We start from the raw sequence: 11,904 nt of genomic DNA on the forward strand, positions 1-11,904 counted from the left end.
CTGTCCACCGCGCGCCGCCTGCTCGGGAAGCTGCCCTTCGTCGACCCGGGCCGGCCCCCGCTGGTGCGCGTGGCACCGGTCACTACCGAGCCGAGATGGCCGTCCGCTTCGCCATCTGGGAGCAGATCACCGGCGCCGCCTACCCCTCCACCACGGCCTGAGCACAGCCCGGAACCGGGCTCCACCATGCCGCGACGCCACAGGGGATCGATGGGCACGGCTGCTGGTTCGTGATCTGCTGAAGCAGGCCAACGCTGATGACACGTATGGCCTGTGGCGTTCCCTGGGCGATGTGCTCACCTTGCTGGCTGAGGCCGCTCCGGAGGAGTTCACAGAGGCGATGCACGAGGGCCTCAGTGGCACCAGGCCTCTTCACGCTGCCATGTTCAGCGACAACCAGCCTGACAACATGGGGCTTGGATCCAGCTCTCCACATACGAGGTTTCTGTGGTCCTTGGAGATCCTGGCATGGTCTCCGGAGCACCTCGATGACGCAGTCGACGTACTGACCGCGCTGGCTGTCGTGGACCCGGGCGGCCGGCTCTCGAATCGTCCCCTCGCGAGTCTGGTGGGGATTCTCAGCGCGTGGGCTCCCAACACGACCGTCCACGCGGAGGACCGCATCAGAGTGATCCGACGCCTCGTGCGGAGGCAGCCGGCACTCGGCCGCAAGTTGCTTCTCCATCTGATTCCTGACAGTCACGCGATACAGATGGCCCATCCCGGTCCGCGTTTCCGTGACTGGAAGAGGGACAGCGTCGTCACTCCGCATGATCGATGGAGTGTTACCACCGCCGTAGTCGATCTGCTCCTTGACGAACTCAACGCCGCCCCCGAGCTATACGTCGAACTGATCGGCAAAATCGATGTTCTCCTTCCCAAGCACCGCGCTGAGGTCGCGCAACGGCTGACCGAGCTGGCCGACGATCTGGATGATGACGATCAGCGTGCGGTTCTCCACCGCGCACTGCGCGCTCAGGTCTCCCGGCACCAGGAGTATGCGGACGCCGCGTGGGCCCTTCCCGCGGACGAGCTTCGCCCACTCCAAGCCGCGTGCGAAGCGCTGGAGCCACGGAATCCGGTGAAGCGGTACGCATGGTTGTTCCAATCCGGCTGGATCACGCTTGGCGACTTCAGGCGCCGTGACGACTTCGCCGCCTACGACGCGGAAATCCTCGCCCGGCGGGCCGCAGCGGTCGGGGAGACAGTCACGAACGGAGGGCTGGCGGCTCTCGTCGAGCTGGCCTCCGCAACCGAGTTCGCTGACCTGGTGGGCATCGCTCTGGCAGAGCACTCCGAAGACCACGACCAAGAGCTGCTGTCCCGGCTTGAGGAAGACGTCTCACCAGCCAAGGAGGTCGCGGCTGGGTACCTTCGCCGACGCATTTGGGCGCAAGGGGATGATCTCCGCGACAGGCTTCTTTCTCTCACAGAGGTTCCGCAGACTCAGGCAACCATCCTGCGGCTCGCCCCGGATCCAGCCACCGCGTGGTCCAAACTCGCTGAACTCAGTGGACGTTAAGTCCGTTTCTGGTAGCGGCCGCGTCCGGGTTGGGTGAGAAAGCCTTGGCGGGTGAGGCGTCCGAGGCGGCTGCGGGTGATATTGACGGTTGCTTCGTCGGTGGGCATCCCGAGGAGTTCGTGCAGCTCACGGGCTCTGAACACCTGGCCGGGGTGCTGGTTGAAGGCGTTCACGATGGCCTGGTAGGTGGTGCTGGTTTCGGGCGGGTCGGGTTCGGCTCCTGCCGGCGCGGCCTCCGCGATGACCTTCCGGGTGGTGTCGAGGTCCGCGAGTCGCGCCTGGGTCTCGGCCAGGGCAGCGGTCAAGTGCTCGATCTGACCGCGTAGTTCTGCGGCTCGGGCGGTGACTTCGTCGTGCTGGGCCTGGAGGCCGGCGAGGAGCTCGGTGACGTTCACGCGGCCAGCCCGAGGGTGTCGCGCCAGGTGGGACTCGGTGTGGTGAGGCGGCGGGTCATGTTCGCGGTGGAGGCCCAGTAGACGCGCGAGACGGAGGTGTCGGGCCGGTGGTCGTACTCACGGGCCAGACGCCGGTGCAGCAGCAGCGTGCCGTTCGCCTGTTCCACCACTCACCGCTTCGGCTGCGGGACAAAGCCTTTGCCCTGGTCGGCCGGGTTGCGGCGGACGACCTCGACGTCGATGTCCATCAACGCGCCGTGGATGACGACTTCGTCCTTGAAGCCCTGGTCCACCAGGACCTTCCCCAGCCGCATCCCGCAGCGTTCGGCGGCCTGGTCGAGCAGGGCGGTGCCGGCGGCGTTGTCATGGGCGGATGCGGCCAGGACGACGACGCCGATGATCAGCCCCAGCACGTCGACGGCCAGTCCCCGCTTGCGCCCCGACACCTTCTTGTTGGCATCCAGTCCCGTCGTGGTCTTCGGGACACCGGCAGCCGCGCGGACGGACTGGGTGTCGATGATCACGAGGGACGGGTCCTCTAATCGCCGGGCCCTCTCCCTCACCTGGCAGCGCAGGAGTTCCTGAATCCGCTGGTCGAGCCCGTCCTCGCGCCACAGACCGAAGTAGTAGAACACCGCCGACCAGGCAGGAAAGTCGTGGGGCAGATAGCGCCACTGACAACCCGTCCGGTTCTGATAGAAGATCGCGTTCACGACCTCCCTCAGGTCGCAGGAGCCCGGGTCGCCCGTCGCTGACCGCGCCACCCGGGCCTGCTTCCAGGCCGTGATCATCGGCTCGATCAACGCCCACTGCTCGTCCGATAAGTCGCTGACGTACGGCTCTCTCTTCACACCCCGCATCTCAACATGGACATGCCGACCCGGCGACTCGTACGGCGGTCAGTACCACGATCGAGCGATCACGAACCGAGGAAGATCGGACTTAACGCCCACTCAGAACCCACCGACCCCCACACCAACCCAAGGCACGACACCAACTCCGACTGTCACGCCTACGCCGAGGCCGACGCCGAAGCCGCTGCCAACAGCGACGCCGAAGCCGACCCAGCCCGCTCAGACCGCAAGGCCGACCAGCAAGCCCTAAGCTTAACCGTGCGGCATCGCCGGGGAGAGCCAGCGTTCCCGCCGGGCGCGGCTTGACCACCCGGCGGCGATACAGCAACTGGCCTCCGGCGGAGCGCCAGAGCCACCGTGCTCCGATGGGTCCCCACTCGACGATCTTCCGGCCGCCGGTACTGACGAACCCGAGTACGACGAAGACGAGGATGATCGGGAAGGTCATGACGACCGCACCCAGATAGAGGCCCAGGATCAAGGTGCCCGCGGCAAGGCTCGCCATCACCAGCTGCGGACCTGACAATCCGAGGAGGATCCCGCGCATGGCGAGCCGGGAGAACTTGATCAGTGTCAGCGACGGTTCCGCGGGGCTCGACGTACTCACCGCCGATCACTTCCGTCCCGCAGGCTCGGCAAGCGCCGAGTCGCACCGACTACCGTCGGCGCGTTAGTTCAGAGCCTCCACTGAACCCGGCACGCGACACGCCGGCTCGCGGGCGACCACAGCCACCGTCCGGCCGGCGTTGATCACCAACTTCACGGCCTCGTTCCTGTACTCCGGACATTTGTCCTCCCGCGATGCAGATCCTCTCTTACGAGGTGTCCACCGTCAGCGGTCGAGACCAGGGCGGAGCGTCGGGTTCTGTCGGATCAATGCCCAGACAACGTTGGCGATCACCCAACCATCACGCAAGTCCGTTGCCGTGAGTTCCTCGAAGCGGCGCAGCCGATAGCGGACGGTGTTGGCGTGGACAAACATTGCTTCGGCCGTACGGTCCACCTGTTGCCCGGCGTTGAAGTAGTGCCAGACGGTCTCAAGTACCGCAGCCCCACTCCGGGTCTGTGTCACCGGGTCGATGTAGCGACGAAGCATCACTTCGCTGACATCGCGATCGTCGTGGACGGCGACGCGGATCCCAAGATCGTCGATCGTCACGACCCCGCGGGACCATCCTGCTGCCCGTGCGGCGTTGTGCACTCGCTGTGCTTGGCGCAGCGATTCGGGCAATTCCTCCCGTGTCACCTCGGCGCCAAGGGCAATGAGCGCTGGAGGTTTCGGCGGAGTACGTGCAAGAAAACCTATGACGTGCTGATCAACGACGCTCGCCACACCCGCGGGCGTACCTGAAGGATGGCTGGGTTGAATCCAGCGGTTTACGGCTGTGCGGGTGTCGTCGTTTAGGTTCTCGGTGCAAAATGCCTGCCATTGGCCGTACGAGTCCAAGCCGAGGGCCTTGAGATGCTTCAGTGAGTCGGCGGCAGATCCGTCGTGGAGCAGCAGTTGGCGAACGAGGCGGTTCTGCCGCTCATTTGAGACGACCGCCATATCCAACTCGGCCCGGCGATGACCGGTCGCGATCGCTGACGTGTAGAGATCGAAGGCGCGAAGCAACATGCGCGTGTAGTCGAGCACGGGCTCTGACCTGAGATCCAACTCATGCGCGAGCGTTCGAGCATGATCAAAAGCGAGTTCAAAACCGATGCGCCAACCACGCAGGACATCTTCTAGGGGGACGCCGAGGCGTTCGCGATCGGCGCCGCGGATCTCCGCCTCCGCGAGGGCCTCTTCAGGCGGGGGTGGGGCGTCTGGAAGGCACGAGGTGAGCACAACCCGGATGTTGACGGCGAGCTCCGCGACGACGTTGTCGGGGTCGACGAGACGATATCCCTCTATCTCCTCAACGAGGCGACTACGCAGCCGCCGCGCCAGCAGGTCGGCGCTCTGGAGCATCCGAACCGCGAGCGTGTTGAAGTCAACCAGGTCGGACGAAACCGGGGACGGCATGGCTCGAGACTAATGCCTGGAGACTAGCGGTGGCTACGAGAAGGCTGCCCGCACTCAGCCGATCGGGCCGATTTTGCGCTCTTCTTTAGAGGTCTCGACAAGAAGCCGCCATTGAGTTTGTCCGTCCGCCTCTAGAGACGTCCGTCACATTTGGCTGAGGGTTAGGGGCATGGAGCACCTTCAGGCAGCGACCACTCACCGCGTGGATCCCGTAGTCAATGGACTTGATGGTCCTAGTGACCACGCGGGGGTGGTGCGAGATGGCGGCGGTGTGCCCCGGTATCGAGACCTCCCGACATCGGTCGTTCACGCGTTGCGCGAGCATGCCGCGCACAGGCCGGACGACGTGGCCATCGTGGATGTCGACGGTCGCGAGATCACCTTCACGCAGTTGTGGGATCGGGTGTTGCAGGTGTCCGGTGGCCTGCGCGATCGCGGCGTTACCCGCGGCGATCGGGTGGCCTTCACCCTTGGCAACTCGGCGACCTTCATCGAGTTGTTCCTGGGCATCATCGCGACGGGAGCCATTGCCGTACCGCTGAACACGCGCTTGTCTGAAGCCGAACTCGACCAGATCCTTGCCGACTGCACACCCAAGCTGACGATCCGGTCGGTCGACGAGCTCCTCTTGGGTGAACCCGACTGGGACGACTCGGTCGGGCAAGACGATCTCGCGGCGATCTATTACACGAGTGGTACGACGGGCCTACCGAAGGGTGCGACCTCGACCCACGAGGCCCTGCTGTCGATAGTGGAGTCGGTCCGTCGCACCTTCGACCTGCCCGTAGGTGGACCCCATCGTGTCGTCACGGTGGTCGCCGTTCCGCTGTTTCACGTGACCGGATGCAACGGTCAAATGCTTGCAACCTTGCTCAATGCGGGCAAGGTCGTGGTTCAAGCCACGCCTGTCGTCGGGGAGTTTCTTGATCTGGTGGAGCGCTATCGCGCCTCCCTGCTCGTCCTGGTCCCGGCCCTTTACCACGCCGTCGTCCGTGCTCCAGAGTTTGCCCCCGAACGCGTCAAGAGTGTCCGATGGGCCATCTATGGCGGGGCGCCGGTCTCGCCGGCGCTCGTCGAGCAGATTGCGAAAGGTTTTGAAACCGCCGTTGTCGCAAATGGCTTCGGCATGTCCGAAACGAGTTCTCTCGCCGCGGTGATAAGTGGCGCTGAGTCGATTCCGTACGCTGACTCAATCGGCTACCCGGTACCCGCGATGGACGTCGGCGTGCTCGATGCCGACCCGCGCACTGGTGTCGGTGAGTTGGTACTTCGAGGTCAGACAGTGACCCGCGGATATTGGGGCACCGATGGCCTACGCAGCCCCGATGGCTTTGAGGGGTGGATGCGTACCGGGGACGGCGGGCGGATCGATGCCGAAGGCCGCATCTACCTCGTCGACCGACTCAAGGACATGATCAACCGCGGTGGAGAGAATGTCTTCTGTGTCGAGGTCGAGAGTGCCCTGATCGCGGCTCCCGGTGTGGTCGATGCCGCGGTCGTGGGCGTTCCAGATGAGCGGCTGGGGGAGCGCGTCGGCGCCGTGATCGTGCCTGGTCCTGGTTTCGACTTGCGTGCCGTGATCGAGTCTGTCGCCTCCCGGGTGGCCGGCTTCAAGGTCCCCGAGCGGGTGCGATTGCGCTCGGAGGGTCTGCCGCGTAACGCGGCCGGCAAGGTGCTCAAGCCGGAACTGAGGCGCAAGAGCGCTGAGGGGTCATGGGATGAGGTGCCCAGCGAGTGGAGTCGAGCGAAGGCGGACTCTGCCTCGTGCACGGTCGGGGGACACGCATGATCGAGTTTCTGATGCAAGGCGTGGCGCTTGGTCCGCTCTACGCCCTGATCGCGCATGCGTGAACGAAAGGACTTCCCAATCGTGATGTCAAGCCGCGACCGTGACGGGAGGTGAATCTTGGTGGCACTGTCCGTCACGGATCATCGCCCACAGGACGTTGAGGCGTCGGCGGGCGAGGGCGAGCAGGGCCTGCTTGTGGCCTTTCCCCTCGTTTCGCTTGCGCTGGTAGTACGCCTTGGAGGCGGGGCATGTCGAAGTGCTGACCATCGCCGAGAGGTACATGCTCCGCAGCAGGCCGCGGTGGTATCGCTTGGGTCTGCGCAGGTTGCCGTTGACGCGGCCGGAGTCCCGGGGCCTGGGGGCCAGACCGGCGAAGCCGGCCAGGCGATCGGCGCTGCCGAAGGCGTCCATGTCACCGCCAGTCGCGGCGATGAACTCGGCGCCGAGCCTGGGGCCCATCCCAGGCAGGCTGCGGATCACCTCGGCGTGCGGATGCTCGCGAAACCTGGCCTCGATCAGGGCGTCGAGCTCGGCGATCTCCTCATCGAGGGCCATCACCCCTTTCGCGAGGCGGGCCACCATGGCAGCCGCCAGCTTCTCGCCGGGCAGGGCGGTCTGCTGGGCCTGGGCGGCCTCCACGGCCGTCTTCGCGAGAGCGGCGGCGCCGCGGACCTTGCGGTTCTTCAGCCAGGTCTCGATCCGCCTGGCACCGGCACGACGGATCGCGGCCGGGGTCTGGTAGCCGGTCAGCAGCATGACCGGCCCCTTGTTGACGAGCTCCAGCGACCGCTCCAATGCAGGGAAAATCTCCAGCAGTTGGGCCCGGAGACGGTTGATCTGCCGGGTGCGGTCGAAGACCACGTCCAGGCGCCGTGTCGTCAGCGTGCGCAGGTCGACGGCGATCTCGTCGCCAGGCCGCAGCAGCCCGAGATCCTTGCGCATGCGGGCCTGGTCGGCGATGACGAAGGCGTCCTTCGCGTCAGTCTTGCCCTCGCCCCTGTAGGTGGCCGAGGCCCGGTAGACCGCCAAGCCGGTCAGATAGGCCATGGGCTGGTCGTGGCTGAGCAACAGGCCGATCAGCAGGGCGGCGCCGCCGTGGTTGAGGTCGACGGCCCACAACACGTCGGTGGATATCGCCAGGACGTCGCCGATGAGCTGGAGCAGCTCGGTCTCGTCGTTCAGGACCCGGCGGGACAGCAGCCGTTCGCCGTCCGAGTTGATCACCACGCAGTGGTGATGTTCCTTGCCGATGTCCACCCCGGCCCAGATCTCGGGCACGTTTCCTCCGCCAGTTCGTCGTTGCATCGATCCCGCAGACGACCTCGCCGACGTTGTCCTACAGCAGCGATCGAGTCGCGTCTCCCAATTGGCGGTCGAGTCGTCGCGGGGCTCCGGGCGGCCAAGTCCTTTGAGCCTTGCCAACGGCTTCCCCATGACAGCCATACCCAGAACCCCGGGCCCTCCGATCTTACGAATGACTGTGAGGATTGATCATGGCACCGCTCGGCGGCCTGACCCACCGAATGACTGACGCCTCGGCTGTCCTCTGCTGGATTCGTCGGTCGACCGGGCGGTGCCGTCATGCACGCGGCCGGTCGGGCATCTGTGACCTCATAGGAGCCCGGCCAAAGGTCCCACCACAGTCTTGTCCAGCCGCCCGACCGGCCCGTGCGATCCCTCGCGCATCGCACGGAAGGACATCAACACCCAGCATGGCAGACGAGATTGCGGTGGTCGGCGGTGTGGACACCCATACCGACTTCCACCAGGCCGCAGTGATCGATTCCATCGGCCGTCACCTGGCAACCGCCCCGTTCCCCACCACCCCCGACGGCTACCGACGCCTGCTGGAGTGGATGCGCTCGCACGGCGCCGTGCTCGCTATCGGGGTCGAGGGGACTGGCGCCTACGGTTCCGAACTCGCCCGGTTCCTGCAGGCGAACGAGATCACAGTCATCGATGTGGACCGCCCCGACCGCAAGGCCCGGCGGGCCAAAGGAAAATCCGATCCGGTCGACGCCTACGCGGCCGCGACTGCCGTCCTGTCTGGCCGGGCCAGCGGCCGGCCGAAGACCCGCGACGGCATCGTCGAGGCCATCCGGTCTCTGCGGGTTGTCCGCCGCTCGGCCATCAAGTCCCGCACCCAGACGATCAACCAGATCCGCACGCTCATCGTCTCCGCCCCCGCGGAGGTGCGCGAACGCCTGCGCGGCCTGCCCACCTACCAGTTGATCGCACAGCTCTCCCGTTCCCGCCCCGGCTCCGACCTCGCCGACCCGACCTGCGCGGTCCGCACCGCCCTGCGGCGGCTCGCCCGCCGCTACCAGCACCTCACCGGGGAGATAGCCGAGGCCGACGCCGAACTCGACCCCCTGGTCGCGCAGGCCGCCCCGGGGCTGGTCGAGCTGATCGGCATCGGCACTGAGACGGCAGCACAGCTCCTGATCACAGCCGGAGACAACCCCGACCGGCTGAGGTCGGAAGCCTCCTTCGCTCACCTCTGCGGGGCCGCCCCGATCTCGGCCAGCTCGGGACGGACCAACCGTCACCGCCTCAACCGCGGCGGCGACCGCCAGGCCAACCATGCCCTCTACACGATCGCGCTCGTGCGGATGCGCTACGACCCCCGCACCCGGCTCTACGTCGCACGCCGTACGGCCGAAGGCATGTCAAAGAAGGACATCTTCCGCTGCCTCAAACGCTTCATTGCGCGGGAGGTCTACAAGTACCTGATCAGCACGAACATCCCACAACAAGAACTCCTACAGGCCGCTTGACGATCTATAGGAGCTTCCAGAGCAACCACCCTTGAAAGGTAGGACCCAGTATGAAGATCATCGTCGTCGGCGGAGGTATCGGCGGTCTCACCACCGCGATCGCGCTGCGCCATCACGGCATCGATGTCCACGTGCTCGAGCGCGCGGATGATCTCACCGAGATCGGCGCGGGTGTGCAAATCGCGGCCAACGGAACGATAGTTATGCGCGAACTCGGCCTGGAGCCGGCGCTGGCCTCCGTGGCGACGGTACCCCAGAGATATGACTACAGAGACCTCGAGACGGGTGAGCTGCTCTACCTGGCGCCCCTGGGCGAGGAGGTGGCGCAGCAGTACGGCGCGGTCATGTACAACGTGCACCGGGCCGACTTGATCCGGATTCTTCGCGATGCGCTTCCGCCCGAGTGTCTGCAACTGTCGGCACAGGTCGTCGGCATCGAACAGGACGAAACGGGCGCTAGCGTCACTCTGGCGTCGGGGGAGCAGATCCGAGGCGATGCTGTCATCGGCGCCGACGGTATCCACTCGATCGTGCGCAACCTTGTCGTTGGGCCCGAGGAGAAGCAGTTCGCGAACATCTTGATGTGGCGTGCCCTCATTCCGCGCGATCGGCTTGAAGGCCTCGACCTCCCGGTCGCCGGAAACAACTGGTTCGGCGTTCAGCGAAGCGTCATCACCTACTGGGTGCGTGAGGACCTCTACAGTGTGCTGGCTGCCGTCCCCGCCACTGAGGTGCAGCGGGAGTCGTGGACCGACACGAGCGATACCGAGGAGTTGTTGTCGTCCTTCGAGGGAGCCGAACCGACGGTTCGCGCTCTCCTGGAGGCCATCGACTCCACCTTCATCACCGGAATGTACTACCGCGATCCGATCGAACGCTGGACGTACGGACGGGTCACGCTCCTTGGTGACGCCGCCCACGCGATGGTTCCCTATCTCGCGCAAGGCGCTTGTCAAGCGATGGAAGACGCCTGGACCCTCGCTGCAACCGTGGCCCGGCACGGTGACGATGTTCAGAAGGCCCTCGTGGAGTACGAGAGGCGCCGCCAGCCTCGCACCACACGCATCCAAGCTGGCGCGCGCTTCGCCGTGAAGATGGCTCACGAACCGGATGAGGCTTCGGTGCGGGCCCGAAATGGTCGCTGGAAGGGCACCCAGCGCATCGATCCACTTGCCCTCACATCCTGGGAGTTCGCTTGGGGCCACGATGCCCTTGCTGCGATGGACCAGCCTGTGGCCGACGTGATCGGACTGAGCTCTTCCAAGGAGGGCAAGCAGATGGCCAGGCCGGAAAGTCAGCGTGCTTTCGATCTGTGGAGGGGGGCAATCGGCCAGGAAGACATCGCACAGGGTCATCCAGGCCAACGCGCCGCCTACGATCGATTCCTGCGCACCGAGTTCCCGCCGCCATCCGATGTTCGGGTTGAACGCTGCGAATTGAACGGCGTAGCCAGCCTGAAGGTGACAGCGCCGGAAGTCACGCAGCCGCGGCGTACGATGCTGCATCTGCATGGTGGGGCGTTCGTGCTTGGCTCGGCGGAGAGTTCAGTGGAGTACGCGAGTCGCTTGTCGGCAGCCTTCCATGCCGAGGTGTTCTCGGTCGACTATCGTCTGGCGCCTGAACACCCGTACCCGGCCGCGATCGATGATGTGTTCGCCGCCTACCGTGGTGTGTTGGGACGAGGGGTCGACCCCGCGTCGATCATCCTCAGCGGGGAGTCCGCAGGAGGCGGATTGGCGCTCTCTCTCGCGCTGTCGCTGGATCGCGCCGGCCTTCCAAGACCAGCGGGCGTACTGGCGGTGTGCCCATTCACCGACCTGACGCTCAGCGGACCGAGCGTCGCAACCTACTCGGGGGAAGATCCTGCCTCGCACCGTGACAGCCTTACCCAGCTCGGCGCCTCGTACTTCCAGGGGCACGAACCCACCGATCCGATGGTTTCGCCGCTGTTTGGTGACCTCTCCTCACTCCCGCCGCTCTATCTTTCTGCGGTGCACGGTGAGGTACTGGAGAGTGACACCACCCGCTTTGCCGAACTGGCGAAGGCTGCCGGCGCCGATGTGACCCTGGAGATGATCGAGGACTCGGTGCACGTATACACGTTGTTCGGCTTCCTGCCGGAAGCCCAGCGGACGCTATCGCGTGCCGCAATCTGGGCTGATCAGCTCGCCGGCGAAGCCATTGAACGCCTGCTTTAGCGGAATGGAGTTCTCCCCCGCGCTCCTCGTCCGTCGACCCGACGGGACATGGGTCGCAATCGGGCCCGAGCTCGACGGCATCGCTCGCTTCATCTCCGACATCGCCATCCCCAACCCTCGTGACCGGCATGGCACTCCCCGGCGGACTCCCCGTCAACGTCGACCTCACCGACAACGGCCAGACCATCGCCGAACCCGCGCCGCAGCGGCCGGCAACATCCGGGCCCACGACCGTGCCCGGGCAGTCATGACCCAGGCACTCCTAGACGCCGACCAGCAACCACTCAAGTGGCCCGAAACCATCAACCTCGAAGAAGAGCCAGAAGGCTGATCCCTGGGGACTGTCGGAATTTCGGTGTAA

At 65.5% G+C, this 11,904-nt stretch carries 9 protein-coding genes and 2 pseudogenes; 6 read left to right on the plus strand and 5 right to left on the minus strand.

Annotated elements, in window-relative coordinates; all coding sequences use genetic code 11:
* Nucleotides 1–80: 80 nt before the first annotated feature.
* Nucleotides 81–161: pseudogene (locus B5557_RS46040) on the plus strand (IS6 family transposase); the annotation flags it as partial.
* A 131-nt stretch (nucleotides 162–292) separates the two neighbouring features.
* The gene (locus B5557_RS01080) at nucleotides 293–1,522 is read left to right on the plus strand and encodes a hypothetical protein (RefSeq protein WP_079657342.1); all 1,230 of its coding nucleotides are present in this window, start codon (nucleotides 293–295) and stop codon (nucleotides 1,520–1,522) included.
* On the opposite strand, the gene B5557_RS01085 is transcribed toward B5557_RS01080, so the two are convergent.
* From B5557_RS01085 to B5557_RS01095, 4 genes and pseudogenes are all read right to left on the minus strand, one after another.
* Nucleotides 1,519–1,917 (minus strand): hypothetical protein, encoded by a 399-nt coding sequence (locus B5557_RS01085; protein WP_079657343.1) that lies wholly within the window; start codon nucleotides 1,915–1,917, stop codon nucleotides 1,519–1,521. The two genes, B5557_RS01080 and B5557_RS01085, sit on opposite strands and share 4 nt — an antisense overlap.
* A pseudogene (locus tag B5557_RS01090) lies at nucleotides 1,914–2,768 on the minus strand (IS5 family transposase). Before B5557_RS01090 ends, B5557_RS01085 begins: the two are co-directional and overlap by 4 nt.
* Nucleotides 2,769–2,859: 91 nt before the next feature.
* Nucleotides 2,860–3,318: an SCO6880 family protein gene (locus tag B5557_RS45825; RefSeq protein ID WP_331716851.1), complete on the minus strand. Its 459-nt coding sequence runs from the start codon at nucleotides 3,316–3,318 to the stop codon at nucleotides 2,860–2,862.
* Nucleotides 3,319–3,603: 285 nt separating this feature from the next.
* On the minus strand, nucleotides 3,604–4,779 hold the full coding sequence (locus tag B5557_RS01095; protein ID WP_079657344.1) for a PucR family transcriptional regulator: 1,176 nt from the start codon (nucleotides 4,777–4,779) through the stop codon (nucleotides 3,604–3,606).
* 169 nt (nucleotides 4,780–4,948) lie between these two features.
* Here B5557_RS01095 and B5557_RS01100 point away from each other — a divergent pair, with 169 nt between their 5' ends.
* Nucleotides 4,949–6,568, plus strand: coding sequence for a class I adenylate-forming enzyme family protein (locus B5557_RS01100; protein ID WP_079657345.1), 1,620 nt, complete (start codon nucleotides 4,949–4,951; stop codon nucleotides 6,566–6,568).
* Between the two features lie 87 nt (nucleotides 6,569–6,655).
* On the opposite strand, the gene B5557_RS01105 is transcribed toward B5557_RS01100, so the two are convergent.
* Nucleotides 6,656–7,873 carry an IS110 family transposase gene (locus tag B5557_RS01105; RefSeq protein WP_079657346.1) on the minus strand — a complete coding sequence of 406 codons (1,218 nt, stop codon included), beginning with the start codon at nucleotides 7,871–7,873 and terminating at the stop codon, nucleotides 6,656–6,658.
* A gap of 407 nt (nucleotides 7,874–8,280) precedes the next feature.
* Between B5557_RS01105 and B5557_RS01110 the strand changes: the two genes are divergently transcribed.
* From B5557_RS01110 to B5557_RS45600, 3 genes are all read left to right on the plus strand, one after another.
* The gene (locus B5557_RS01110; protein ID WP_079657347.1) at nucleotides 8,281–9,345 is read left to right on the plus strand and encodes an IS110 family transposase; all 1,065 of its coding nucleotides are present in this window, start codon (nucleotides 8,281–8,283) and stop codon (nucleotides 9,343–9,345) included.
* A 50-nt stretch (nucleotides 9,346–9,395) separates the two neighbouring features.
* Entirely contained in the window at nucleotides 9,396–11,543 is a 2,148-nt protein-coding gene (locus B5557_RS01115) for an alpha/beta hydrolase fold domain-containing protein (RefSeq protein WP_079657348.1), read from the plus strand.
* Nucleotides 11,544–11,671: 128 nt separating this feature from the next.
* Entirely contained in the window at nucleotides 11,672–11,794 is a 123-nt protein-coding gene (locus B5557_RS45600; protein WP_266801615.1) for a hypothetical protein, read from the plus strand.
* Nucleotides 11,795–11,904: the final 110 nt, after the last annotated feature.

The organism is Streptomyces sp. 3214.6 (genome assembly GCF_900129855.1).
In the GTDB taxonomy this organism is placed as follows: domain Bacteria; phylum Actinomycetota; class Actinomycetes; order Streptomycetales; family Streptomycetaceae; genus Streptomyces; species Streptomyces soliscabiei.